This window comes from Pseudomonas sp. SDO5215_S409, assembly GCF_054071325.1.
Window position 1 is genome coordinate 1 of sequence record NZ_JBSVWN010000071.1, and the last position, 26,069, is coordinate 26,069.

The window sequence follows — 26,069 nt, forward strand, 5'->3', positions numbered from 1 at the left end:
GACGTTTGAAGTGTAGACGAATTACTCAGAAATTTATTTCGCGAACAGCACACTATGGCCACAGCCGCATCACCGATGTCGGCGGCATTCTGATGTTCAACACCTCCCACGTCCCGCTGCGGGGCTGGTCGCCGTTCATCAAGCGCTGCGAAGACCTGCTGCTGGCGAGCCTGGCGCTGGTGGCGTTGTCGCCGGTCATGCTGCTGACGGCGCTGGCGATCAAACTCGACTCCAAGGGCCCGGTGTTTTTTCGCCAGAACCGCTTCGGCTACAACGACAACGAAATTCGCGTGTTCAAGTTCCGCTCGATGTACACCGAGATGACCGACCACAACGCCGACCGCCAGACCACCCGCAGCGACCCGCGTGTGACCCGGGTCGGGCGCATCATTCGCAAGACCAGCATCGATGAGCTGCCGCAGCTGTTCAACGTGCTGCTGGGCAACATGTCGATGGTGGGCCCGCGCCCCCACGCCACGGCCACCAAGGCGGCCGGGGTGCCTTACGAAGTCGCTGTGAGCGAGTACAGCTCGCGCCACCGGGTCAAGCCCGGGATCACTGGCTGGGCGCAAATCAACGGCTATCGTGGTGAAACAGACACCCTGTTCAAGATCCAGAAACGCGTGGAATACGACCTGGAGTACATCTCCAAATGGTCGGTGTGGTTTGACCTGTACATCGTTTTCATGACGGTCCCGGCCGTCCTTTCGACCAAGGAAGTCTATTGATGAATACCCTCGGCGGCTTGATTCCCTGCATCATTTCCGGTGGCTCGGGTACTCGCTTGTGGCCCGTGTCGCGCCAGAACATGCCCAAACCGTTCATGCGCATGCGCGATGACCAGAGCCTGTTGCAAAAGACCTTCCTGCGGGCCAGCCACTTGCCCGGCGTCGAAAGCGTGGTGACGGTGACCAACCGCGACCTGCTGTTTCGCACCCTCGATGACTACCGCGTGGTCAACAAAAAACACCTGGACCTGGACCTGCTGCTGGAGCCGTTCGGGCGCAACACCGCCGCCGCCATCGCCGTGGCGGCGCTGCATGTACAAGAGCATTTCGCCAGCGACGCGCAGTTGCTGATCCTGCCGGCCGACCACCTGATCCTGGACGAAGACGCCTTTGCCGAGGCCGTGAGCCAGGCCCGTGCGCTGGCCGACGAAGGCTACCTGGTGACCTTTGGCATCCAGCCCGACCGCCCCGAAACCGGCTTTGGCTACATCGAACAAGGCGATGCACTGGGCCAGGGGTTTCGCGTGAAACGGTTCGTGGAAAAACCCGACCTGGCCACCGCCCAAGGCTACCTGGACGGCGGCAAGCACGTGTGGAACGCCGGGATGTTCTGCTTCAAGGCCGCCACCCTGCTGGACGAGTTGGCCGCGCACGCCCCTGCCGTCCTCGATGCCGCCCGGGCGGCCCTTGAACACAGCCAGTCGCTGAAAAACAACAGCTGCCGCCAACGCGAGCTGAGCGCCGAGGGGTTCGGCACCGCGCCGGACGTCTCCATTGACGTGGCCTTGATGGAAAAGTCCCGCCAAGTAGCCGTGGTGCCCTGCGACATCGGCTGGAGCGACATCGGCTCCTGGGAAGCGCTGCGCCAGCTCACCCCCAGTGACGGCAATGGCAACCAGGTCAATGGCGAAGCCATCTTGCATGACGTGCACAACTGCTACATCGACTCGCCCAAACGCGTGCTCGGCGCGGTGGGCGTCAGCGACCTGATCATTGTCGATACGCCGGATGCGATCCTGATCGCCGACGCCCAGCGCAGCCAGGATGTGCGCTACGTGGTCGCCGAACTCAAGCGCCAGAACCACCCGGCGTTCAGCCTGCACCGCACCGTCACCCGGCCGTGGGGCACCTATACCGTGCTGGAGGAAAGCAGCCGGTTCAAAATCAAGCGCATCGTGGTCAAGCCGCAAGCGTCACTGTCGTTGCAGATGCACCATCACCGCAGCGAACACTGGGTGGTGGTCAGCGGCGCGGCGATGATCACCAACGGTGACCGTGAGTTCCTGATCAACGCCAACGAGTCCACCTACATCCCCGCCGGCCACAAACACCGGCTGACCAACCCCGGCATCATCGACCTGGTGATGATCGAGGTGCAGAGCGGCGAGTACCTGGGCGAAGACGACATCGTGCGCTTTGACGACATCTACGGGCGTGCGCCCGCAGAAGTGAAGCCATAATGGGCCTCTCACTGATCATCCCCACCCGCAACGCTGCCAGCCACCTGGACCGCCTGCTGCCAGCGCTGCGCATGCAAACCCTGCAACCGGACGAAATCCTGGTGGTCGACAGCGCCTCCAGCGACGACACCGTGGCGCGCTTTCGCGCGTTCGGCGCGCGGGTCGAAGTCATCGACGCCAAGGACTTCAACCACGGCGGCACCCGGCGCTGGGCCAGCGAACAGGTGAGTGGCGAGGTGGTGATCGTCATGACCCAGGACGCGATCCCCGCCGAGCCCGACACCTTTGCCAACCTGGTGGCCGAGCTGCAACTGGACCCGCTCAACGGCGTGGCCTACGGCCGTCAACTGCCCCACCCCAATGCGGGTGTATTGGGCGCGCAGTCCCGGCATTTCAATTACCCCGACCAGAGTCGCACCAAGACCCTGGCCGACTCCGAAGAACTGGGGATCAAGACCTGCTTCAGTTCCGATTCGTTTTCCGTGTACCGGCGCAGTGCGCTGCAAGCGGTAGGTGGTTTTCCGGCCGACGTGATCGGCAGCGAAGACGCCTACGTGGCTGCGCGCATGCTGCTGGCGGGCTTCAAGGTGCGTTATGCCGCCTCGGCCCTGGTGTATCACTCCCACGATTACCGCCTCATGGATGAGTTTCACCGCTACTTCGACATTGGCGTGTTCTATGGCCGCGAGCCGTGGATCCGCCAGGCATTTGGCGAAGCCGGTGGTGAAGGTAAACGCTATGTACTGGCCGAGCTTGCCGCATTGCGCAAGGCCGGTGCATTGCACCGCGTACCCGAAGTACTGGTGCGCAGCGCGTTCAAATTGCTCGGCTACCGGCTGGGCCATCTGGAACGCCGGCTACCCCTCGCCCTCAAGCGGCGCATCAGCATGTTCCCCGGTTATTGGAGGTGAGCATCATGACCCACAGGAAGACCCCTTTGATGAAACGAACCTTGCTCGCCCTGGCCATGATGGCCCTGGCCGCCTGCAATACACCCGCGCGGATCGTCGCCCCCGAAGACAAAGCCGTCGAAGAGGGCAAGCTTGCCCTCACTAACCTCTCGCAATTGCCGCCGGCGGTGGAGCGCATTCGCATTGGCGATCAGTTGCGCATCGTGCGCGACGCCGGGGAAATGCCCACCTTGTCGGCGTTCAACGTCAGCACCATTTATGAGCTGACGCTGTACACCGTGCAAAACGACGGCAAGATCAACTACCCCTTCCTGGGACCGATCCAGGTGGCACATCGCACCCCGGCCGAAGTCTCCGCCGAGCTGAGCCAGAAGCTGGCACCGGTGTACCGCGAACCCCGCGTGACAGTGAACATCAACGTGGCACCGGGCAACTCGGTGATCGTCGGCGGGGCGGTCTTCAACCCTTCGGCGGTGCCAATCTCGACGGCGCCCACCATGGAACAGGCGATTCTTGGCGCAGGCGGCATCAACCCCATGGGCAACGCCAAAACCGTCGCGCTGCTGCGTGAAGACTCCCAGGGCGTGTACCACGCCTACTTCCTGGATTTCAGCCAGTACCTGCGCGACGGCGCCATTGGCCGTAAACCGGTGGCCCTGCAACGCGGCGACGTGGTGTTTGTGCCCAAGTCCAATGTGGGCGAGCGGATTCAAGGCGTGGACACTTACCTGAACCAACTGATCCCCTTCACCAAGTCGATTGGTGTTGGCTACAACTACACGCGCACCAGCGGCGGCAATAACTAAAGGAGCGACATCCCATGATCGAGATCCGTTCTTTTCGTGATCTTCTGCGTCTGTTTTTCATCTTCAGGCACGAGTTCAAGCTGGCGGCCCTGGCCGCGCTGGTGATCATCCTGCTCGGCGCGTTCCTGCTGCCGGCCAAGTTCGAGTCCACGGCGCGGCTGCTGGTCAAGCCCGGCCGTGACTCGACCATGCCGATCGAGGCGACCAACCGTCAGCCCATCGTCATGCCCAGCACCCAGCGTGACCCGATCGTCGACGAGGAGCGCCTGCTGACCGGCCGCCCTATCGTGCGCGCCGTGGCCGAGCACTACCTGGAAGTGATGGACAAGATGCAACCGCCCGAAGGCCTCTGGAAGCGCACCAAGTGGTACGTGAAAAAAGGCATCAGCGGCGTGTTCGACGGGGTTCGCGTGGTACTGGAAACCGTCGGCATCGTCGAGCAGACCACCCCGGTGGAACGCCTGGCGAAAAGCCTGGAGAAAAACTTCGATGTGACCCACGCCCTGGGCTCCACGGTGATGGACATCAGCTTTACCTGGGACGACCCGCAAATTGCCCAGGAAGTGGTCAAGGACTGGGTTGAAACCTACATCAATGAACGCACCCAGGCGCTGGGCCGCAAGAGCCTGTATGCGTTTTATGAAGGCCAGGTGTCCAACAGCGCGGCCGAAATCAAGAGCTACAAGGAGCAGATCCTGACGCACTTGAACGAAATCGGCGCCTCCAGCATCACCGACCGCCTGGAAGACTTGTCCGAGCGCATCAACGTGCTGCGCGGCGAAGTGTTCAACTCTACCCGCCTGATCGCGTCCTCCGATGCGGCGCTGGAAAACACCCGCAATCAACTCAAGGGCCAGCCCAAAGAGGTGACGACGGTCCGCCAGATCGCGCTCAACCCGCAACAACAAGACCTGCGTCGCCTGCTCAACCAGAAGCTGTTGGAAAAGGCCGACATGATGCGCACCTACACCGATAACGCGCCGCCGGTCAAAGCCCTGGACGCCTCGATCCGTGCCATGCAGGCTCAGGTCGCAGCCGAAAGCAACACCGTGCAAAGCTCCGAGAACCGTGCGCCTAACACGCTGGAGATTCACTTGCAGCGGGTGCTGCTGGACGAAACCAGCAACAACCTGGCCCTGCGCACGCAGCTGGTGCAGCAGCAAAAGCAACTGACTGTGCTTGAAGCCCAGCGCAAGGAAGCCCTGGCCGTGGAGCCGGAGCTGACGCGCCTGTCCCGCGAGCTGAGCGCCACCGAGCGCAACTACGCGCTGTACGTCGATAACCTGGAAAAATCGCGCATCGACCGTGAGCTGGATAAAAGCCAGATCAGCAACATCGCCGTGATCGAAGAAGCCACCCTGAACCCTGGGCGTGTGTTTCCCAAAACCCTGCTGATGCTGGTGCTGGCCATCCCGTTTGCGATCATCGTGGGGCTGCTGGTGATTTACCTGTGCTACCTGCTGGACCAGCGCATCCACGACGGCGGCCTGGTGGAAGGCAAGTTCGGCCTGCCCCTGTGGACCACCCTGCCGGAGCTGGACACCAGCACCGCGCAAAGCACCAACGCGTTCAACGCCAGCATCTACCGCCTGTACGGCTTGCTGCCGCTGGAACAGATCGCCGAGCAAGGCCTGACGCTGGGCCTGACCTCTGCGCGACACGGTGAGGGCGTGACGTTTATCGTCGAGCAACTGCGCCAGTTGCTGGAAGAAAACGGCATTCGGGTGCGCGTCGGCGGCGTCGAGAAAGCCGTGCCGGGTGAGCTGGTGCTGCTGGACGCGTCGGCCCTGCTGGCCAACCGTGATGCCTTCATCAACCTGCGCCGTGCCGACCGGATTGCGCTGGTGGTCGAAGCGCAGCAAAGCACCGTGCCGGTGGTGGAACACGCGCTGTCGATTCTCACCACGGCGTTTGGCAAGGTCGATGGCATCATCATCAACCGTCGCAAGTTCGAGGTGCCGGTCAAGGTGCTCAAAACCATCGCCAAGTACGGGAGAGGCTTCTGATGCGCATAGCCCTGCTCGCTCCCCTGCCGCCGGAAAAGAACGGGATCGCCGATTACGCGAACCACTTCAAGACGGCACTGGAGCAACTGGGCGTCCACGTGGTCACGCCCCTGGCGGGCGTGGTCGGCAGCTCGGTGGCGATCAAACAGGCCCTGGGCGGTTTCGACTGGCGCAGCGTGGACCTGGTCCACGCCGAGCTGGGCGGCGGGCGGCTGGGGGAGTTCCTGGCCCTGCGCGAATTGCGCAAGGCTTACCCAACGCTGCCGCTGACCGCGACCGTGCATGACCCGGAGCGCATGGTATGGCGCCGCGAGCAATTGCCGTTCCCGTTGAACCTGATGCAATCCCTGCCCAGCCCATTGCCGCAAGCGGCAGTGGTGCTGGCCGACCCATGGACCCTGCGCGAAGAACGCCACGTCGCACAGGGCCTGACCCGGCTGGTGACCCTCACCCGCCTGGGCGCCGACTGCCTGAGCGCGCGCATGCACTTGCCAGCAGGCAAAGTGGCGGTGATCAATCACGCCAACCTGGATATCGCACCCGCGGCCCTGCCGCCGCTGGACACGCTGCACCTGTTGTATTTCGGTTTTATCTACCGTGGCAAAGGCATCGAAGACCTGTTGCAGGCCCTGGCCGCCGTCTTCGCCAACGCCCCCGCATTGCGTGACCGTGTGCGCCTGACCCTGGCCGGTGGCACTGCCGCCGAAATGGCGTTTGGCGCAGGCGGCAACTACCTGGAACAGCTCAATGGCCAGATCGCCGAACTGGGCCTGGCCGGTTCCATCGATTGGCGGCTGAACCTGCCGGCCAACGAGATTGCACAGACGATCCAGGCGCACCATGTGATGGTGCTGCCGTATCGCGAATCGAAAAAACTCGGCCTGCTGGGCCGCCAGCGCGGCACCAGCGGTGCGCTGTCGTGGGCCGCAGCATGCGGGCGCGGCGCGATCACCTCCGATGCGCGCGCCTTTGCCGAAGAGGTCGCCAGCGGCAACGGCGCCATCTACCCGCAGGGCGACGTGGCCGCCCTGAGCGAACAACTGCTGCGCCTGGCCAACCGCCCGCAAATGGCCAGCGAATGGGCCGAGCGCGCCGCCGCCATTGGCCGCGAACGCTTGTGGCCGCTGACCGCGCAAAAATTCGCCAACGTGTTTGAACAGGCACTTGCAGGAGGCAACCATGGCACGTAAACGGACGTATTTCGCCACGCTGGGCCTGGTCGCCGTACTGGGGCTGACCGCCTTTTTGTGGGGCCGCCCCGCCGACGCCGAGTACCAGGTGCTCAAGGGCAGCAAAGAAGTGGTATGGAAGGATTTTCTGGGGGTGAATGCGCAGTTTCTGTGGTTTTCCCCCGAGCGCTATCAAAAGCAGATCGACCGCCTCAAGGCCCTGGGCCTGGAATGGGTGCGCCTGGACCTGCACTGGGACCAGCTGGAAACAGCCGAAAACCAGTTCCAGCTGGCCACGCTGGATGTGCTGGTGAACAAACTCCAGCAGAACCAGATCAAGTCGCTGTTTTACCTGGTGGGCTCGGCGCGGTTCATCACCACCGCCCCGCCGCTGTCGCTGTACCCGGACCAATACCCGCCGCGTGACCCGAACGTGTTTGCCAACCGCATGGCGCTGCTGTCCCAGCGCTACCCCAGTGTCGACGCGTGGCAGGTGTGGAACGAGCCCAATTTGCTGGGCTTCTGGCGCCCCGCCGCCGACCCGGCCGGGTATGCACAATTGCTGCAAGTAACCGCAGCCGCGTTGCGGGTGGTCAACCCCACCAAGCCGGTGGTGGCTGCCGGCATGGCCTTTTTCAGCGAGATGCCCAACGGCCAGACGATGTTCGACGCCCTGGGGATGCTGGGCGTGCCGAACCTGAACACCGTCGCGGCCTATCACCCCTACACCCAGTTGCCCGAAGGCAACGATCCGGCGAACCTGGACTTTGTGACTAAAACCCGCCAGCTCAACCAGAAACTGCGTACCGCCGGGGTGCAGACCCTGTGGAGCACCGAATGGGGCTGGTCCACGTACAAAGGGCCCAAGGAGATGCAGGACATCATCTCCGCGCAGGCCCAGGCCGACTACATCCTGCGCCGCGTGGCCCTGATGAGCGCGCTGGATTTCGACAAGATCTTCCTGTTCACCCTCACCGATCTTGACCAGCGCGCCAGCGTGCGTGACCGCAATTACGGGTTGCTGGACATCGACACCAACCCCAAGCCGTCCTACACCGCCTTGCAGAACTTTTTGCAGGTCACCGGGCCGAAACTGATACCGGGCGACCCGCCCACCGCAGACAGCCTGCCCAACGGTGTGTTCAGCATCGGCTGGAGCCGCGACGACGGGCGCAAGGTGTGGTTTTTCTGGGCGGCCCAAGGCGGCACGGCGCACTTGCCGGGCCTGACCACCGCCACCCTGTATGACCCGTTGCGCGGCACACAGACACCGGTAAGCGGCGCCAATGGCCTGAACGTGCCGGTCAAGTCGAATCTGCAAATTCTGTTATGGGATTGAAGCCGGTCATGCGCATTCTCTGGATCCTGCCCTACTCCCCGTGGCCCGCGACCAGCGGCGGCAAGACGCGCCAGTTTCATCTGCTGCGCAACCTGGCCGCGCGTGGGCACCGCATCACCTTGTTGCTGCACGACAAACAAGCGGTGTCGCCGGGTGACCGCCAGGTGCTGGAAGCGTTTCTCGAGCAGGTGATTATCTTGCCGCGCCGCCCCGCCCGCAGCCTGAAAACCCTGCTGGCCGGGCTGTTCGCGCCCTACCCGCTGCTGGCGAGCGTGAATGGCTTGTCGAGCGCGTTGCAAGCCACCTTCGAGCAGTTGCTCAACGAACCTTGGGACGTGGTGCAGATCGAACACACCTACACGTTCCAGCCGTATGAAGCGGCGCTCGTGCAGCGTGCGCAGCCGTTTGTGCTGACCGAACACAACGTGGAGTCCGGCCTGGGCGCGGCCACTTACGACCGCTTCCCCGGCTGGGCACGGCCCTTTGTCCGTTACGACCAGTGGCGCTACACCCGCTGGGAACGGCGCGTGATGCGCCAGGCCGCGCAGGTGGTGGCAGTGACCGACAGCGACGCGCTGACCCTGGCGCATATCGCCGACAAGCCGGTGCCGGTGGTGGTCAACGGCGTGGACTGCGCACACTTCGCCAGCGCCCGCCCCGACCCTGCCACGCAGCGGGTGTTGTTTTTGGGCAACTACGAATACTTGCCCAACGTCGACGCCATTGAATGGGCCCTGGACGAAATCCTGCCGCGGGTGTGGGCGCAGTGCCCGCAGGCGCGCATGAGCGTTTGCGGGTTCGGCATGCCCGACGCCTGGCGCCAGCGCTGGCAGGACCCGCGCATTGAATGGCAGGGCTTTGTGCCCGACCTGCTGGCGCTGCAATCGAGCTGTTCGGTGTTTTTGGCGCCCTTGCGCCATGGCGGCGGTTCCAAGCTCAAGGTGCTCGAAGCCCTGGCCGCCGGTTTGCCGCTGGCCAGTACCGAACAGGGCGTGTCGGGCCTGGACCTGGTGCAGGGCCTGGACTACCTCGGCGGCCAGACGCCCGACAGCCTGGCCGACGCGGTGGTGCGCTTGCTGCAATTTCCCGAAGCCGCCGCGCCCATGGGCGAAGCCGGGCGTGCGTATGTGCGCCGCGCCCACGACTGGAGCGTCGCCGCCAGTCAACTGGAGCAGGTCTACGCCCAGCTTTCACCGTTGAACCACCACAAGGAGCCGGCATGCGTGTAGGCCTGGATTACCGCACCGTCGGCACCTCCCCGCAATCGGGGATCAGCCGCCAGGTGTACGCCCTGGAGGACGGGCTGGCCGCAATGCCGGGCATCGAACTCGAGCGTTTCACCGTGGCGCCCCTGGGCGACGAGTTGCGCCTGAGCACCCATTGCCCCGAATGGGGCTGCGCCCGCACGGCCATGCACCAGCCCCACCAGCGGTTGCGTTTCGAGGCCGGTTTTTTGCCCAAGGCGCTGCGCGAGGCGCAGATCGACCTGTACATCAGCACGTTCAATATGGGCCTGCCGCTGCCGCCCAAGCCAAAAGGGCTGCGCACCGCGCTGGTGTTGCACGACCTGTTCCAGATCACCTTGAACAACTACCACGCCAACCGTTTGAAAGCGCTGATCTACAAGACCTCCGACCGGCTGTCGATTGCCTATGCGGTGCATTCGGCCGACCGCGTGTGGACCCCCTCGCAGTACAGCGCCGATGAAACCGTCCGCCTGTTCCCCAAGGCGGCCGGCAAGATTCGCGTGTTGCCCAACCAGGTCGACGGGTTTGTGGGGGTGGCGGCCGACCTGTCCCGCCGCCAGTTGCCCGAGCGCTACTGGTTGCTGGTGGGCACCCGGGAGCTGCGCAAGAACGTGCCGTTTTTTGTCGACGCCTGGCACCAGGCGCGCCAGCGGTCGGCGGCGGTGCCAGAGCTGGTCATGGTGGGCAGCCTGGACCATTTGCCCCCCGCCCAGCGCGACTATGCCGGGATACGCGCCTTGAGCGGGGTGGCTGACGACGAGTTGCAAGCACTGTACCGCCAGGCCCTGCGCCTGTGGCAGCCCTCCTATGCCGAAGGGTTTGGCTTGCCGGTGATCGAAGCCTTGAGCGTCGGCACCGCGGTGGCGGTGGCCAGCGGCACGTCGCTGGATGAAATCACGCCGCCGTCGGCGCCGCGTTTTTCGCCCACCGACAGCCCGGCGCTGGTGCAGTTGATGCTGCAATTGAGTGACCAGCCCGCCGAACACACCCCCGAACAACTGCGCCATTGGGCCGAACGTTTCAACCACCAGGCTTACCGTCGGCGCCTGGCCGAACTGATCGAGGAATTGAATTGAGAATCTCACTGAGTAGCCTCGTCGCCATCGTGCTCGGCCTGCTGTTTGGCGGGCTGATTCTCTTTCTCTCGCCTGCCAAGGCGGTGATCGCCGTGGTCGGCGTGGCCGCCGCCGTGACCATATTGCGGTTCCCGTTCTGGGGCCTGTTGCTGTTCGCCCTGGTGGCGACGTTCATGCCCTACTCCACGCTCAACCTGGGCATTCGCAGTACGGTGAGCGAAGCCTTGCTGGCGCTGACCTGGGGCGCGGTGTTGTGGCACGGTTTTCTGGCGCGCATGCCGGCCACACCCGGGCTTGGCAAGCGCCCCACCGACCAGATGCTGCTGTGGCTGATGCTGTTTACCGTGCTGCCCTTCGTGATCGGCCAGGTCACCATTCGCACCGAAGCCAGCGGCGTGGCCAACTGGCTGCGCTGGTTGCTCAACTTGTCCACGGTGTTTCTCGCCGCGCGGTTGCTCACCGAACAAAAAAACCGTGAAGCGCTGGTGGTCGCCTTGTTGCTGGGCAGCCTGGCGATGCTGGTGCTGTCCATCAGTGTGTTCATCAAGTCGCGCTCGGCATCGGGCATGTTGCCCATCCTGACGTTTATGAATTACGGCAGCATCGACACCCTGACGCTCGGGCTGGACGCGATGTCAGCGCGCATGGGCTCGCCCTGGATGCACCCCAACGCCATCGGCGGGATCATGGCGCTGCTGCTGCCGCTGGCGTTCTGCTACGGCATGACGCGTGAAGGCTGGCGGCGTGGCCTGGGGTTGTCGGTGGCCTGCCTGGGCGCCGCCGCGCTGCTGTTGGCCAGTAGCCGGGGCGCCATGGTGAGCCTGGTGTTGGTGCTGGTGTGGCTGGCATCGCGGCGCGTGCCCTATACCGGCCGCCTGCTGATGATCGGCGCAGCGCTGACCGTAGCGCTGGTGATGGCGTACCCGCCGTTGCAGGAGCGGTTGGCGACGATCTTTTCTTCGGACAACGCCAGTACCGAAATCCGCTTCGACGAATACCGCATGTTCCCACAGGCCGTGGCCGCCTACCCGTTCGGCATCGGCTTCAAGGCCGACCCGCCGGTGCCGGGCACGCACCTGCTGGGCATTTCCAACCTGTGGCTGAACTACATCTACAAAGTCGGCATCCTGGGCATGCTGCTGTTTATCGCCGTAACCTGGCGCTGGTGGCGTGAAGCCCGCCCGGAAAATGGCCCCATCCGCCTGACCCGCGACAACGCCCTGTGGCTGGGCACCACGGCTGGCATCCTGTCGGCGCTGGTGAGCGGCCTGTTCGACCACTACTTCAGCTTTGCCGTGGTGATGGTGGCGTTGTTCTGGCTGATGATCGGGATCAACGTACTGGAAGCCCGCCGCCTGTTCCCGGCGCGGGTGCGCCAGGCCAGAACGGTGGTGCACGCCAGGCCCGTGCTTGATGGCGTCGGGCGCTAGGCATGCTGGGATCGGCGGTGTGGTTGACCCTGGCAACCCTGCTGGGGCTGTGCCTGGGGTTTGCGCGTGAGTGGTTACTGGTGGCGGCCTGGGGCGCGGGCGAGCGCAGTGATGCGTTTCTGATCGCGTTGTTTTTGCCCGAAGCCCTGCGCATGTCATTGGCTGGCGGTGTACTGAGCGCCGCGGCCCTGCCCTTGTACCTGCAACGCAAAGACCCTGAACGCCTGGAGTGGCTGGCGGTGTTGTTTCCGGCGCTGCTGCTCATCGCCCTGGTCACCAGCCTGCTGTTGACGCTGCTGGCGCCCTGGCTGGTGCAACTGCTCGGCCCGGGCCTGGCGGCCAGTGCCACCGAGCTTGCCAGCAGCAACTTGCAGATCCTCGCCTGGAGCGTACCGGGGCTGATGCTGCACGCGTTGTTCAGTATCCCGTTGCAGGCCCGCGAGCGTTTTGTGATCGCCGGGCTCGGCTCGTTGCTGTTCAACCTGCCCCCGGTGACTTACCTGGCCGTGGCGGGCACCGCCACCCAACCGCACACGCTGGCCTTGGCTTGCCTCACGGGCAGCCTGTTGATGCCGCTGGCGCTGTTGCCGTCGATGTGGCGCCAGGGCTGGCGGCCATGGCGTGTGCGGGCATCCTTGCTGGAGCTGCGTGAACTGGGCGGGCGCATCGGCCCGCTGCTGCTGAGCAACGGCGCCAGCCAGGGCCTGGCACTGGTCGAACGGCTGGTGGCGTCGTTGTTGGGCGAAGGCGCGGTGACGTGGGTGAACCTGGCCCGCAAGCTGATGAACCTGCCGCTGATTGCACTGATGAGCCTCAACCAGGTGCTGCTGGGCATGATGAGCCGACGCCAGGGCGACGAGCGCCTGGCCTTGCTCAAGCGCGGCCTGGAAACCGCCAGCCTGCTGACCCTGCCTGCCGGTGTCGGCCTGGTGGCCGCGGCCCCCAGCCTGGTAACGCTGTTGTTGCCCAAGCAGTCGGCGGATTCGCCCTTGCCCCTGCTGCTGGCCTGGTTTGCCGTGCCGCTGGTGTTTGGCGCCTGGAACGCCCTGCTCGCGCGCTACGCCTACGCGGCAGGCGACACGCGCCAACCGCTGCGCTGTGAGCTGCTGGGCAGCCTGGCCAACGTGCTGCTGCTGGGGGTGCTGCCATTTGCCGTGGGCCTGGCGGGCATCCCCCTGGCCGCACTGGCGGGGGTGCTGTGCACCGCGCTGCTGCTGATGCAGCGCCAGGGTCTTTTGGGCGCCCTGCCCTGGCGGCGGCACGGGTTATTGAGCGCAGCCTTGCTGGGGTTGGCGGCGCTGGGGTTGTTCCGGCTTGAAGGCCTCTGGCTGCAACTGGGTCTGAGCACCCTGGCCGGTGCCGTGGTATTGCTGGGGATGGGCCTGTGGCTCAAGCCCTGGCGCAAAGCAGATATTTAGATCGGGAGCAGTACGGTGAAAAAACGTTGGATTCAAATGGATATTGCCAAGGGTATCGGCATCCTGATCATTGTGTTCGGCCACAGTTGGTTTGTGGCCAACTCACCCGATTTGCTGTTTCCCATTTTGGCGTCGTTCGTCCTGCCGCTGTTTTTCTTTTTGTCCGGCGTGTTCTTCAAGCCCGAACAACCTTTTGTCGAGATGGCCGTGCGCAAGGCCGACGCACTGCTCAAACCGTTTTTCTTCACCATGCTGGTGTATGTACTGGTGCGTGACGTGTTGCGCGGCCAGCCCCTGCTACCGGATGTCGGCGGCGTGCTGTATGCCTCGGTGGACACCATCCCCTGGCAGGCCCTGTGGTTCTTGCCGCACTTTTGGGTGGCGATCCTGTTTGGCTGGCTGATGCTGCGCCTCATGCAGCGCCTGGGTTTGGGGCTGGCCTCCAGTTGCGTGTTGATCACCCTGCAGCTGTTGGCGGGGATCTGGATGCTGGATTGGTTCTGGCAAGTGCCGGTGACGCTCGCCGGGCATACCTGGGCCTTGCCGGGCCTGCCCTTCGGGCTGGATGTGACGCTGATCAGCAGCACCTACTTTATTTTTGGCTACCTGCTGCGTGACCCGTTGCGTCGGCATCAGAGTTCGTGGGTGGGCCTGCTGGTATCGGTGGCGTTGTTTACCGGGGTGTTCATGTACAGCTGGGCGACTATGGACCTGTCCCAGCGCCGCTATGACCACTGGTTGTGGACCAGCCTGCTGGCGGTGATTGGTGTGTACCTGTGCTGGGCGCTGGCGGGGGTGATGATGGTGTCGGAGCGGCTGACCCGGGTCATGACGTATATCGGTCAGAACACGCTGATTCTGTTGATTTTTCATGGGGAGATTCAGCACAAGACGGTGGATTTGCTGGAGCGTCTTGGGCTGCATGCGCTGGTGGCGGCGAGTATTGGGCTGGTGGTGGCGGTGGTGGTGCCGTTGCTGATTGGTGAGGTGATCAAGCGGGTGGCGGTGTTGCGGTTTTTTTATTTTCCGTTTCCGGTGCGTAAGCGGGAGGGGTGACTGGTGTGGGGGGTGTACATATCCGTTGTTTGGGTGAAGGCGACTTTGGGGTTCCGCCCTTACGGCGGGTCACTTTTGGAAGAGCGCCAAAAGTAACCAAAAGCGCTTCGCCCCACCACTCGGCACCTCGCTGACGCTCGGTGTGCCCGTAGTCCGACATTCAATCGGGGGGCCGCCGCTATCGGCCATCCATGGCCGAGAGCGGCTAAGCCGGCGTCCTGCCGGCTTACCCCCCGATTGAACATCGGCCTACGGCCAGCGTGGTTTAAGGGGGCGCTTTAGATCAAAAGCCAGATCAAAAGCAGATCAAGAACAGATCAAGAGCAGGCGGCTTGGGTGTTTGGTTTGTGCACGGTTTCTGTGGGCGCAGGCTTGCCTGCGCCTACGTGTGTTCAGTCGTCCAGTTGGGCGGGGGCGGGTTGTTTGCTGGCTTTGCCGGGTTTGGCAGCCTTGGCGGCAGGGGCAGCCTGTTCGGGGGGAGTGGAGGCGGCGGTGTCTTTTTCGGCCTGGGGCATCTGGTCGATGGTGCTGAAGAATTCCTTCAGTTCGACGGTGTCGGGCGGTGAGGTTTTTTCGACTTTTTTCTCGCCGTCCTTGCCGATCAGGATCACTTTGGTCCCGCTGCCTGCACCCAGTTTGAGCGCACGGATCAGGGCGTTGGTTTCCGGTGGGGAGAGTTTTTTGTTGTCTTTGGGGTCCTTGGCGATTTTTTCGCCTTCGGCCCCGATGCTGCCGAACGAGACGGTGTAGAGCACCATGTTGCGTTCATCAAAGGACTGGCGCGTGGCAGGCTCCTCCAGCGCTTTTTTGAGGGTGGGTAACGTGGGGTTGCCGGCGTCCAGTTCCACTACCACCAGGGGGCGCAGTTTGCCCAGGTCCTGCTTGAGTGGGTTGATATCCTCGGCAGCCAACAGCGGCCCCGTAAAAGCCATCAAGGTAGCCAGGGTCAGCGACCGGATGAGCATGCGCACCTCCTTTGAATTCCATGCAGGGTTCTTGAGTTTCATGTCTGCGACAGTCAAATTCAAGGATGATTCCTACAGCACTTTAAGAAAGCGTAGGCCAGGACGCCCGTGAAGCAAGGGGTTTCACCGGGTTCGGGCTCATTGTTTCTTTTGATTGCCAAGGCCCCTGCCCGCCCAAAAACCCGCCGCCGGACTTGGCAGCGAAGTGTTAGGCTTGGCCGTTCAATCGCCTGACGGACACACACCATGTACAGCAAACGCGTGACAATCGAAGACTGGGACGGCGACGGCGCCATCCGCCTGCCGGATGAAGCCCTGCAGGAACTGGGGCTGGATGTGGGCGACTCGTTGTACATCGTCGAAACGTATGTGGGCACGCAAAAAGGGTTTGTGTTGTCGACCACGCCCAAGATCGCCGACCGCATGGACGAGTGGGTGGAGGCCTTGAGCAATGAGGCTGGCACCGCCTCGTACTGAGGGCTGTTTCAGAACAATCCCATCTGCCCGCCCACCAGGGTGCCGAAGTCGTCATTCACAAACGGCAGAATCGCATCGGCCACCGGCTGCAATTGCCGGGTCACGTAGTGGTCGTAGTCGATCGGTGAGTGCAGCACTTCCAGCGGCTGCGGCCCGTTGACCGTGATCACATAGCTGATCCAGCCGCTGCGCTGGTACTGCCGTGGGCGGCCCATGCGGTCGTTGTACTCGTCGGCCAGGCGTGCGGCGCGCACGTGGGGCGGGACGTTGCGTTCGTAGTCATCGAGTTGGCGACGCAGGCGCTTGCGGTAGATCAGCAGGTCGTCGAGTTCGCCGCGCAGGGTCTGGCGCACGTAGTCGCGCACGTAATCCTGGTGGGGCTGGCGGTGGAAGATGCGTTGGTAGAGTTCCTGCTGGAATTGACGGGCCAGGGGCGACCAGTCGCTGCGTACGGTTTCCAGGCCCTTGTAGACCATGTCTTCGCTGCCGTCGGCGTGCACCACCAGCCCGGCGTAGCGTTTTTTGCTGCCCTCCTCCGCGCCGCGGATGGTGGGCATCAGGAAGCGGCTGAAGTGGGTTTCGTATTGCAGCTCCAACGCACTTTGCAGGCCGAACTCGGTGTGCAGGTGGTCGCGCCACCAGTCGTTGACGTGTTGCACCAATGCGCGGCCGATGCGGCCGGCGTCCTCTTGGGTATGGGCGCTGCCGAGCCAGACGAAGGTGGAGTCGGTGTCGCCGTAGATCACCTCATAGCCTTGGGCTTCGACCAGTTCGCGGGTCTGGCGCATGATCTGGTGCCCGCGCATCGTGATAGACGACGCCAGCCGAGTGTCGAAGAACCGGCAGCCGCTGGAGCCGAGCACACCGTAAAAAGCGTTCATGATGATTTTGAGCGCCTGGGACAACGGCGCATTGTGCTCGCGCTTGGCCACTTCGCGGCCTTCGGACACCCGGGCGACGATGGACGGCAGGCAGTGGCGGGTGCGGGAAAACCGCGCGCCGCGAAAGCCTTCCACCGAGGCGCTGTCTTGGGGGTGGCGCAGGCCTTCGATCAGGCCTACGGGGTCGATCAGGAAGCTGCGGATGATCGACGGGTAGAGGCTTTTGTAGTCGAGCACCAGCACCGATTCGTAGAGGCCGGGGCGTGAGTCCATGACAAAACCGCCGGGGCTGGCCTGGGGAGGTTTGTCGCCCAGGTTGGGGGCGACGAAGCCCTGGCGGTGCATCAACGGCATGTACAAGTGCGTGAAGGCCGCCACGGAACCACCGCTGCGATCGGCTGGCAGGCCGGTGACGCTGGCCCGCTCGAGCAGGAACTTGAGCAGGTCGGTCTTGGCGAAGATCCGCGTGACCAGTTCGCAGTCCTTGAGGTTGTAGCGCGCCAGGGCCGGTTTGTCCTCGGCGAACATGCGGTTGATTTCGTCCATGCGCTGGTACGGCGTGGCGATATCCTTGCCTTCGCCAAGCAGGGTCTGGGCGACGTTTTCCAGGCTGAAGGACTCAAAGCTCCAGGTGGCCGAGCGCAGGGCCTCAATGCCGTCGATGATCAACCGCCCCGCGGTCGCCGCAAAATAATGGGTGCGGCTGCCGTGCTCGCGCCAACTCATGGCATCGCCGCCCCGGCCGAGCAGCAACGGGACCTTGAGGCGCTGGGCGTGTTCGTGCAGCACGCGCAGGTCGAACTGCACCAGGTTCCAGCCGATGATGGCGTCGGGGTCGTGGGTGGCGAGCCACTGGTTGAGGCGTTCGAGCAATTGGGCGCGGGTGTCGCAGTAGTCGAGCTTGAAGTCTACCGCGTCGGTTTTATTGGGCGGGCCGAGCATGTACACCTGGCGCTCGCCGCAGCCTTGCAGGGCGATGGAATACAGGTCGCCCTGGGCGGTGGTTTCGATGTCCAGTGACACCAGCTTGAGCAGCGGGCGGTAGTCGGGAGCGGGTTTCATCTGGGCGTCCAGCAACATCCCGGTGTCGTCGGGCGTGCCGCCGAACCACACGGGAGCGGTGATGAAGCGCTCCATCATGTAGCGCTCGGGCGGACGCACATCGCCTTCGTAGACATCGATGCCCGCTTTGCGCAGGCGCTTTTCCAGGTCGATGGCTTGGCGATGCTGGCGGGTGTAGAGGCCCAGCACCGGGCGGTGATGGAAGTCGCACAACTGCAACGGGCGCAGCTCGATGTTCGCCTCGCCCCTAAGCTGGCGTTCGGCGGGGGCGCGATGGGCCTCTGGAATAAACATCACCGAGGTCTGTACAGGCAAGAACACGCAGCGCGGGCCGTTGTCGGTGGCCAGCCAAAAACTCACCTGCGTACCCGCCGGGGTATCGCGCCAATGCCGGGTCAGGACAAACCCCTGCTGTAAATCCACCGTACCGCACCTCAAGAATCGCTTTCAGGGCGTGATTCTACTCGGCCCACGGTGAGGCGCGGCAAGTTAACGGCAATTAACCGCACCTGCGGACAACGGGCTCACAAAAATGTTGCAGAGCATTAATAATAATTACTATCATTTGCACCGGAGTCGTATTCGCGCAGCGAGGACGCGCAACGTTGTTGCCCTTTTCCTCACATGACGGTTCGCCGTCAGGATCGACCATGCCCATGTCCACCCGTTGTGCCGTGCCATTTCGCCCGACCTTACTCGCCCTGTGCTGCTCCCTGAGCCTCGCCGCTCACGCCGCCCCCCAAGACACCCCGCAGGATGCGAATACCCGTCAGGATGGCAAGGCACTGGAGCTGGGGGCTACCCGTATCAACGCCGACGCAGCGCCGCCGCCGGGCGCCCTGCCCCCGGTGTATGCCGGTGGCCAGGTGGCCCGTGGCGGGCAACTGGGTGTGTTGGGTAATCAGGACATCATGGACGTGCCGTTCAGCATGTCTGCCTACACCGAAAAACTGATCCGCGACCAACAGGCCGAAAACATCGGGGACGTGCTGCTCAATGACGCGTCCGTGCGCCAGGCGTCGGGGTTCGCCAACCAGGCCCAAGCGTTTGTGATCCGTGGCTTGCCGCTTAATGGCGACGATATTTCCTTCAACGGTTTGTACGGCATCGTACCGCGCCAGATCATGTCCACCGACGCCCTGGAGCGGGTTGAAGTGTTCAAGGGCCCCAATGCCTTTATCAACGGGGTAACGCCGGGCGGTTCCGGCATCGGCGGCGGCGTGAACCTGCAACCCAAGCGGGCGGACGATGTGCCATTACGGCGTTTCAGTACCGATATCAGCAGTGATGGCCGGGTGGGCGAACACCTGGATGTGGGCCAGCGTTTTGGTGAAGACAACCGTTTTGGCGCCCGGGTGAACCTTTCCCAGCGCGAGGGCGACACCGGCATCGACGACGAAAGCCAACGCTCGAAGCTGTTCAGCGTGGGCCTGGACTACCGCGGCGATGCCCTGCGGTTGTCGGGGGACTTTGTCTACCAGAAGCAGCAGGTCAACGGTGGTCGTAACTCCGTATTGCTGGCGCCCGGGTTGACCCACATTCCTTCGGCCCCCTCGGCAGCCACCAACTACGCGCCGAACTGGGGCACGACCAGCCTTGAAGACACATTCGGCCTGTTGCGCGGTGAATATGACCTGAACGACAACTGGACCGCCTATGTGGCCGGTGGCGCCAAGCACACCAATGAACTGGGCCGCTACTCGTCAGTCACCTTGCAAGACACGCTGGGCAACGCCAAGGTCAGCGGCTCGAACATCGCGCACCAGGAAGACAACACCAGCCTGATGGCGGGCTTGAACGGCAAGTTCCAGACTGGCGCCGTCAGCCACAAGCTCAACCTGGGCGTAACGGGGATCTGGGCCCAGACCCGCAACGCCTTTGACTTTGACTTCAGCAGCCACGACAGCAACATTTATCACCCCGTGGCGGTGCCAGAGCCTGCAAAAGGTGGCTTTACCAGCGGCAGCGACCTGAACGACCCCGGCATCACCGCCAAGACGTTTGCCCGCAGTGCGGCGCTTTCGGACACCTTGGGCTTTATGGACGATCGCCTGCTGGTGACCGCTGGCCTGCGCCGCCAGCAGTTGGTGGTTCAGGGGTACGCCTACGGTACGGGCACGCGCACCGCCGATTACGACAAGTCGATCACCACGCCGGTGTATGGCCTGGTGTTCAAGCCGTGGGACCACGTGTCGTTCTACGCCAACCACATCGAAGGCCTGGCACAGGCGCCGACGCCACCCGCCTCATTCCAGAACCTGGTGGTGACCAACAAAGACCGCTCGTTTGCACCGACCCGCTCCAAGCAGACAGAGGCCGGGGTGAAAGTAGACATGGGCACTTATGGCGCAACCCTGGGTGTTTATCGCATTGAACAGCCAAGCCAGGGTTATACCCAGGTCAACCCGGGGGGTCAGGACGCAACGTTTATCTTCCAGGGCGAGCAGGTCAACAAGGGCGTGGAGCTGAACGTGTTTGGCGAGCCGCTGGCGGGCTTGCGTGTGCTGGCGGGCGCGACGGTTATCCACACCGAACTCAAGGGCACCCAAAACGGCGCCAACGATGGCAACCGCGCCATTGGCGTGCCGAGCTTTCAGCTCAATGCCGGGGTGGACTGGGACGTGCCCGGCTTGCAAGGCGTGACCGTCAACGGCCGTATGTTGCGCACCGGCGGCCAGTATGCGGACGCGGCCAACAACCTGAGTCTGCCGACCTGGAACCGCTTCGATGTGGGCGCACGCTATAACTTCAAGGTGGATCAGCGCGAAGTGACGTTGGGCGCTACCGTGGAGAACGTGGCCAACACCAAGTACTGGGAGTCGGCGCTGGGCGGTTACCTGACCCAAGGTGACCCGCGCGTGGCCAAGCTGTCGGCCACCGTCGACTTCTAAACACCGCGTGTTTCAAAACGGCGGGAGCGGGGGTCAACCCCGCTCCCGAGTGCGCGGTCAGGGCCGGGCGTTTCTTGCCAGGTAGGCTTCGATATTGCCCATTTGCTCGTCCCAACCCCGGGCGTTCATTTTCAGTGCTTTTTGGCGGCGGCCTTCGGGGAGCGCGTCAAAACCGGACTCGACCACTTGCAGCACGATGGCGTCGTGGTGATCGGACAGGGTGAACTCCACAAGCGTGGTGTTTTCCGCCTCGTAGTCAACGGCTTCGTCGACGGCGTAGGGGTGCCAGCTGAAGGAGAACAGGCGTTGCGGTTCGAGGCGCTCGATGGTCGCCTTCCAGACCACATGTTCGTAACCGGGGTAGGTAATGGGCGCTTCCAGGCGCAGACCGGCGGTAAACCGCTGGCCTGCGAGGGCGATGCCAAACCAGGCGCCGAATTGCTCGGCGTCGGTCAGGGCATTCCAGATCTGTTCACGGGGCGAGTTGAGCAAGACTTTTCGTTTGATTTCATTTGATGCGTGCATGAGACACCTCCTGTATTGACAGTAGGCGACATAGACCAATGCGCAACTTGAGGAGGGTGCGGCGCCCTCCTCGCCTCAAACGTGAGGGTCGCCCGGTGTCTTGCTCGGCGTTGCGTATTGCGGCTTGAGGTGGCCGTCCTGATCGAGCAACCAGGCGTCCATGATCTGCCGCACCACGGGGCCTGCCACGCGGCCACCGGCCTCACCGTTTTCGATCATCACCGAGATCACGATCTTGGGGTGCTCGGCCGGTGCAAAACCGACGAACAAGGCGTTGTCCCGGTGGCGTTCCAGGGTTTTTTCGCGGTTGTAGCGCTCGCCCTGCTTGATCGCCACCACCTGGGCAGTACCACTTTTGCCTGCGATGCGGTACTGCGCGCCCACCGCCGCCGCCCGGGCGATGCCGCGTGGGTCGTGCATCACCAGTTGCATGCCGTGGTTGACCTGCTCCCAGTCGCGCGGGTCCTTGAGGATGATGTTGGGCATCGGGTGTTCGTCAACCGGCACGGCGCCGTTGATGGTCTTGGCCAGCCGTGGCCGGTTCCATACCCCCTTGTTGGCGATCAAGGCCGTGGCCTGGGCCAGTTGCAGCGGCGTGACTTGCATGTAGCCCTGGCCGATCCCCAGGATCACTGTTTCCCCTGGGAACCAGGGTTGGCGGCGGGTGGCGCGCTTCCAGGCCTGGGAAGGCATCAGGCCAGCGGACTCTTCGAACATGTCCAGGGAGACTTTCTGCCCAAGGCCGAATTCGGCGAGGTAGTCGTGCAGGCGGTCGATACCCAGCTTGTGGGCGAGGTCGTAGAAGTAGGTGTCGTTGGAACGCATGATGGCCGCGTCCATGTCCACCCAACCGTCGCCGCTGTGGTTCCAGTTGCGGTATTTGTGGTCAAAGTCCGGCAGTTGGTAGTAACCGGGGTCGAACACGCGGGTTTGTGCGGTGACCACGCCCGTGTCCAGGCCAGCGATGGCCACTTCCGGCTTGATGGTCGAACCCGGCGCGTAGAGCCCGCGCAGGACGCGGTTGAACAGCGGCCGGTCGATCGAGTCATGCAGTGCGGCGTATTCCTTGAAGCTGATGCCGGTGACAAACAGGTTGGGGTCAAAACTGGGCTTGCTGACCATCGCCAGGATTTCGCCGGTTTGCGGGTCCAGGGCCACGACCGAACCTCGGCGATCGCCCAGCGCCTGTTCGGCGGCTTCCTGGAGTTTGACGTCCAGGCTCAACACGATATTTTTGCCGGGCACCGGATCGGTGTGCTTGAGCACACGCAGCACACGGCCCTGGGCGTTGGTTTCGACCTCTTCATAACCCACATGGCCGTGCAACTCGGCCTCATAGAAGCGCTCGATGCCGGTCTTGCCGATGGATTGCGTACCGCGATATTCCACGGAGTCGAGGGTTTTCGATTCTTTTTCGTTGATCCGCCCGACGTAGCCGATGGAATGGGCGAAGTGTTCACCCAGGGGGTAGTGACGGACGAATTGAGGCTCTACGTCGACCCCCGGCAGGCGGAATTCGTTGACGGCCAGCAGGGCGATCTGTTCTTCGGTCAACTCGTAAAACAACGTGACCGGCACAAACGGGTGGCGGGCCTGTTTCAACGCTTTGTCGAAGACAGCGCGGTCTTCTGCCGGAAGGTGCAGCAGGTTCACGATGGCATCCAGCTCGCCTTTGAGGTCGGTGGTGCGCTCGCGGGTGATGGTGAGGTTGTAGCTGGGGCGGTTATCGGCGAGCACGACGCCATTTCGGTCGTAGATCAGGCCACGCGTCGGCGTGATGGGCAGGACGTGGACGCGGTTGTTTTCGGAAATAGTGGAGTGATAGTCAAATTGCACCACTTGCAGGAAGTACATTCTTCCTACAAGGGCGCAGGTAATGCCGATCACGAGCAGTGCACAGGCCAACAAACGCTTGTTGACCAGGCGGTTTTCCTTTTCGTGATCCTTGATAGGTATGGGTTCGGGCATTTCTACAGCATCTCGTTGAATAAAGTCGACGCCGCATCCTGCGGAGAAAAATTCGTCCCTGTGAAAATGTGCTGCACCATACCAAAAATGCAGAAACACTTTGCATCGATTTCCTGAACGGCATGCTTATGTCATGTATTTATGCGCCGGGGCTGGATCAAGACAGGACCGATTTGGGCTCCAGGAAGGCTTCCAGGCCAAAAGTGCCGTATTCACGCCCGATGCCGGACTGCTTGAAGCCACCAAAGGGGGCAAACGGTTCGTGGGCAAGGGTGTTGATCACGACGCGGCCTGCGTCGATCCGGCTGGCCAGGCCGTGGGCGCGCTGCAGGTCGGACCCGAAAATGTAGGCCTGCAGGCCGTAGGGCGTGTCGTTGGCGATGGCCAGGGCTTGTTCTTCGTCGGTGTAGGGAATGACCGAGAGCACCGGGCCGAAAATTTCTTCGCGGGCGATGGTCATCTGGTTGGTCACGCGGCTGAATACGGTCGGCCGCACGAACCAGCCGCTTTCAACGCCGTGGGGCAAGCCTGGGCCACCGACCAGCAGGTGCGCGCCCTCCGCGATGCCGATCTGAATGTAACGTTGCACGCGTTGCCATTGCTTGAGGCTGACCATGGGGCCGACGGCGGTCGCCGGGTCACGAGGGTCGCCCGCCTGTACCTTGGCCACTTCTTCGACTAATAACGCTTCGACCTCGGCCAGGCGATGTTCGGGCACCAGGATCCGGGTGCCCGCAATGCAAGCCTGCCCGCTGTTCATGAAACCGGCTTGAAGGGCCATGGGCACGGCGGTATGCAGGTCGGCATCCTCCATGATGACCACCGGGGATTTACCGCCCAACTCCAGGGTGATGCGCTTGAGGGTGTCGGCCCCTGCCCGCAAGATACTTTTGCCTACAGCCGTGGAGCCGGTGAACGACACTTTGGCGATGTCGGGGTGCGAACTCAGGACGGTGCCGACCTCTTCACCGCGCCCGGTGACAATATTAAAAATGCCAGGCGGTAACCCCGCCGCATGAAGCGCACGCATTACGATGGCCGTCTGAATGGCGCTCATTTCACTCGGTTTGATCACACAGGTACAACCGGCGGACAACGCGGCAGCCAGCTTGCCGCAGATAAAACCGGCGTCGTTGTTCCAGGGTGAAATCAACCCGGCCACGCCCAGGGGTTGCATGACGACTTCGGCGATACCGACACGCCTGGAAAAGTTGTAGTTCTCCAGCACCACAGCGGCATTCTCCAGGACGCTGGCTGCGTGCTTGGCCATCCAGCGTGCGCGGGAAACAGGGGCACCGTATTCCTCGATGATTGCGTCGGTGAGTTCATCTTCGACGGCTTCGACAGCGGCATGCAGGCGCTTGAGGTAATCAATACGCACGGCTTTGGTGGTTTGGGAAAAGCTGGCAAACGCTTGCTTGGCGGCGGCGATTGCAGCGTGGGCGTCCTGTTCGTCGGCTAACTGAACCTGGCCGATGCACTGGCCTGTGGCTGGGTTGAAAAGGTCGAAAAGTTCATCACCATGAGGCCGTACAAAAGCGCCGTTGATGTAGATCTGGTTGATCAGTTGCATAGGTTCTCCGGAGGACCGTGTCGTACGGCTCTACGGTATGCCACTATGATTGATGTGATAAGACGCACCAATTTTAATGAGTTGATGAGTAATTCAGGACAATGAACACATCGGGATTGAACGAACTGGAGGCGGTGCTGGCGGTGGCCAGGCACCGCAGTTTTCGTGCGGCGGCCACGGAGCTGGGGGTATCGACGTCGGCGTTGAGCCATGCGATTGCGGCGCTTGAGGCGCGGATGGGGGTGAGGCTGTTTAACCGTACAACGCGCAGTGTGTCGCTCTCTGAGGTGGGGGCAGAGTTTGTCGCAACGATCACTCCAGCGCTGCTGACTATTCGTACGGCCTTAGAGCAGGCGGGGAACAGTCAGGCAGAGCCTATCGGCACGCTGCGCCTGAACATGGCGACAGGCGCGGCACGGCAGGTGATGCCGTTGTTGTTGGAGTATGTGCGACGTTATCCCAAGATGAAGCTGGATATCGTCACCGAAGGGCGGCTGGTGGACATCGTCGCGCAAGGCTTTGATGCGGGCGTCCGCCTGGGTGACAGCGTGCCTCAAGACATGATCGCGGTGGATATCACCCCGGCTCAGCGTTTTGCGGTGCTGGGCAGCCCGGGGTACTTTGCCGACCGTTCGGTTCCCTCAAGCCCCATGGACCTGCGAGATCATCAGTGCATTCGCAGCCGACTTCCCAGCGGTGCCATTTATCATTGGGAGTTTGAACGACATGGCGAAACGATCGCCATGGAAGTACAGGGCGCCCTGACGCTGGACAATTCCATCTTGATGCTTGAAGCCGCGCGAGCGGGTTTGGGGCTGACATTTCTTACCGAGTGGGACGCGGCGGCAGACCTGGCCAGGGGCACGTTGGTCCGGGTCCTGGAGGACTGGACCCCCGCCTTCGACAGGTTGTGTTTGTATTACCCCGGAAGACGCCATGTGCCGGCGGGGTTGAGGGCGCTGATTGAGTTGATCAAGGAGCGGGCGCCCTAGGTACTTGCGGTGCTTTTTGAGTTTTCGAGTAGACAAACAAAACCCCAACTGCTTTCGCAATTGGGGTTTCGGAATTTAATCTTGACGAT

The 26,069-nt window shown here is 62.8% G+C and carries 20 protein-coding genes; 15 read left to right on the plus strand and 5 right to left on the minus strand.

Annotation, left to right across the window (positions count from 1 at the left end; genetic code table 11):
• The 12 genes from ACW9H9_RS25670 to ACW9H9_RS25725 form a co-directional block, all read left to right on the plus strand.
• The coding region (locus ACW9H9_RS25670; protein WP_457346121.1) for an exopolysaccharide biosynthesis polyprenyl glycosylphosphotransferase at positions 1-728 on the plus strand (728 nt) is incomplete at its 5' end.
• Complete coding sequence (locus ACW9H9_RS25675; protein WP_457346120.1) at positions 728-2,188, plus strand: mannose-1-phosphate guanylyltransferase/mannose-6-phosphate isomerase; 1,461 nt, start codon at positions 728-730, stop codon at positions 2,186-2,188. The genes ACW9H9_RS25670 and ACW9H9_RS25675, both read left to right, overlap by 1 nt.
• A complete protein-coding gene (locus ACW9H9_RS25680) occupies positions 2,188-3,099 on the plus strand; it encodes a glycosyltransferase family 2 protein (protein WP_457346119.1) in 912 nt (303 codons plus the stop codon). The genes ACW9H9_RS25675 and ACW9H9_RS25680 overlap by 1 nt, the downstream gene beginning before the upstream one ends.
• Before the next feature lie 29 nt (positions 3,100-3,128).
• Positions 3,129-3,905 (plus strand): polysaccharide biosynthesis/export family protein, encoded by a 777-nt coding sequence (locus ACW9H9_RS25685; protein WP_457346118.1) that lies wholly within the window; start codon positions 3,129-3,131, stop codon positions 3,903-3,905.
• Between the two features lie 14 nt (positions 3,906-3,919).
• Positions 3,920-5,911, plus strand: a complete 1,992-nt coding sequence (locus ACW9H9_RS25690; protein WP_457346117.1) for a GumC family protein — start codon at positions 3,920-3,922, stop codon at positions 5,909-5,911.
• Positions 5,911-7,101, plus strand: coding sequence for a glycosyltransferase (locus ACW9H9_RS25695; protein WP_457346115.1), 1,191 nt, complete (start codon positions 5,911-5,913; stop codon positions 7,099-7,101). Before ACW9H9_RS25690 ends, ACW9H9_RS25695 begins: the two co-directional genes overlap by 1 nt.
• A complete protein-coding gene (locus ACW9H9_RS25700; protein WP_457346114.1) occupies positions 7,091-8,419 on the plus strand; it encodes a GH39 family glycosyl hydrolase in 1,329 nt (442 codons plus the stop codon). The genes ACW9H9_RS25695 and ACW9H9_RS25700 overlap by 11 nt, the downstream gene beginning before the upstream one ends.
• A gap of 8 nt (positions 8,420-8,427) precedes the next feature.
• The gene (locus ACW9H9_RS25705; protein ID WP_457346113.1) at positions 8,428-9,648 is read left to right on the plus strand and encodes a glycosyltransferase family 4 protein; all 1,221 of its coding nucleotides are present in this window, start codon (positions 8,428-8,430) and stop codon (positions 9,646-9,648) included.
• The gene (locus ACW9H9_RS25710) at positions 9,639-10,742 is read left to right on the plus strand and encodes a glycosyltransferase family 4 protein (RefSeq protein WP_457346111.1); all 1,104 of its coding nucleotides are present in this window, start codon (positions 9,639-9,641) and stop codon (positions 10,740-10,742) included. The genes ACW9H9_RS25705 and ACW9H9_RS25710 overlap by 10 nt, the downstream gene beginning before the upstream one ends.
• Positions 10,743-10,744: 2 nt before the next feature.
• Entirely contained in the window at positions 10,745-12,172 is a 1,428-nt protein-coding gene (locus ACW9H9_RS25715; protein WP_457346123.1) for an O-antigen ligase family protein, read from the plus strand.
• 2 nt (positions 12,173-12,174) lie between these two features.
• Positions 12,175-13,590 (plus strand): lipid II flippase MurJ, encoded by a 1,416-nt coding sequence (locus ACW9H9_RS25720; RefSeq protein WP_457346110.1) that lies wholly within the window; start codon positions 12,175-12,177, stop codon positions 13,588-13,590.
• Between the two features lie 15 nt (positions 13,591-13,605).
• Positions 13,606-14,646, plus strand: a complete 1,041-nt coding sequence (locus tag ACW9H9_RS25725; RefSeq protein WP_457346109.1) for an acyltransferase family protein — start codon at positions 13,606-13,608, stop codon at positions 14,644-14,646.
• Between the two features lie 392 nt (positions 14,647-15,038).
• Here the strand turns inward: ACW9H9_RS25725 and ACW9H9_RS25730 are convergent, their stop codons facing one another.
• Positions 15,039-15,611: a DUF4174 domain-containing protein gene (locus ACW9H9_RS25730; RefSeq protein ID WP_457346108.1), complete on the minus strand. Its 573-nt coding sequence runs from the start codon at positions 15,609-15,611 to the stop codon at positions 15,039-15,041.
• A 246-nt stretch (positions 15,612-15,857) separates the two neighbouring features.
• On the opposite strand from ACW9H9_RS25730, the gene ACW9H9_RS25735 reads away from it, so the two are divergent.
• Complete coding sequence (locus ACW9H9_RS25735) at positions 15,858-16,088, plus strand: AbrB/MazE/SpoVT family DNA-binding domain-containing protein (protein ID WP_457346107.1); 231 nt, start codon at positions 15,858-15,860, stop codon at positions 16,086-16,088.
• A gap of 8 nt (positions 16,089-16,096) precedes the next feature.
• Here the strand turns inward: ACW9H9_RS25735 and ACW9H9_RS25740 are convergent, their stop codons facing one another.
• Positions 16,097-18,454: a DNA polymerase II gene (locus tag ACW9H9_RS25740; protein ID WP_457346106.1), complete on the minus strand. Its 2,358-nt coding sequence runs from the start codon at positions 18,452-18,454 to the stop codon at positions 16,097-16,099.
• Positions 18,455-18,681: 227 nt separating this feature from the next.
• On the opposite strand from ACW9H9_RS25740, the gene ACW9H9_RS25745 reads away from it, so the two are divergent.
• Positions 18,682-20,922 carry a TonB-dependent receptor gene (locus tag ACW9H9_RS25745; protein ID WP_457346105.1) on the plus strand — a complete coding sequence of 747 codons (2,241 nt, stop codon included), beginning with the start codon at positions 18,682-18,684 and terminating at the stop codon, positions 20,920-20,922.
• A gap of 57 nt (positions 20,923-20,979) precedes the next feature.
• Here ACW9H9_RS25745 and ACW9H9_RS25750 read toward each other — a convergent pair whose 3' ends face one another.
• The 3 genes from ACW9H9_RS25750 to ACW9H9_RS25760 all read right to left on the minus strand — a co-directional run bounded on the left by ACW9H9_RS25750 (position 20,980) and on the right by ACW9H9_RS25760 (position 24,988).
• Entirely contained in the window at positions 20,980-21,447 is a 468-nt protein-coding gene (locus ACW9H9_RS25750) for an SRPBCC family protein (RefSeq protein ID WP_457346103.1), read from the minus strand.
• 75 nt (positions 21,448-21,522) lie between these two features.
• Complete coding sequence (mrdA, locus tag ACW9H9_RS25755) at positions 21,523-23,415, minus strand: penicillin-binding protein 2 (protein WP_457346102.1); 1,893 nt, start codon at positions 23,413-23,415, stop codon at positions 21,523-21,525.
• A 157-nt stretch (positions 23,416-23,572) separates the two neighbouring features.
• The gene (locus ACW9H9_RS25760; RefSeq protein ID WP_457346101.1) at positions 23,573-24,988 is read right to left on the minus strand and encodes an aldehyde dehydrogenase family protein; all 1,416 of its coding nucleotides are present in this window, start codon (positions 24,986-24,988) and stop codon (positions 23,573-23,575) included.
• A gap of 101 nt (positions 24,989-25,089) precedes the next feature.
• Between ACW9H9_RS25760 and ACW9H9_RS25765 the strand changes: the two genes are divergently transcribed.
• Positions 25,090-25,980 carry a LysR substrate-binding domain-containing protein gene (locus ACW9H9_RS25765; protein WP_457346100.1) on the plus strand — a complete coding sequence of 297 codons (891 nt, stop codon included), beginning with the start codon at positions 25,090-25,092 and terminating at the stop codon, positions 25,978-25,980.
• The last annotated feature ends 89 nt before the right edge of the window (positions 25,981-26,069 follow it).